Here is a 356-nt window from a genome sequence, read left to right as displayed (position 1 = left end):
TTATAGTATCATGCATTAAATTCAAACTTGAGTTTCCTCCAATTAATACTTCCTTAGGGCTAACCTCTAATATTTCCGCAAAAAATTCTTTCATTTCAGGAAGACCATCAAGTCCTCCGTAATTCCTTATATCCGTTCCATCTTGTGCTTTAAATTCATCATCAGAAGTTAGTATATCGAGCATACCGTTTGATAAATCTAGCTGGTCTGCACTCGGTTTTCCACACGCCATATTTAAATTTAGCCCTTGACTTTGGTATGTAGCATACTTGTTCTTTAATTCATTTTGTAGTTCTTTTAATTCATTTACTTCTAGTCCATTAAAATCGCTCATTTACATTGAACCTCCTAATAGA

1 pseudogene is annotated in these 356 nt (G+C 33.7%); it reads right to left on the bottom strand.

The features are described 5' to 3' along the window. Positions 1-334, bottom strand: a pseudogene (locus tag AOA59_RS00750) (aminotransferase); the annotation flags it as partial. Between the last annotated feature and the right edge of the window lie 22 nt (positions 335-356).

Source organism: Pseudomonas sp. 2822-15, assembly GCF_002742515.1.
GTDB classification, from domain to species: Bacteria; Pseudomonadota; Gammaproteobacteria; order Pseudomonadales; family Pseudomonadaceae; genus Aquipseudomonas; species Aquipseudomonas salomonii.
The sequence above is the reverse complement of the archived record's forward strand: the minus strand, read 5'-3'. Positions and strand labels throughout refer to the sequence as shown.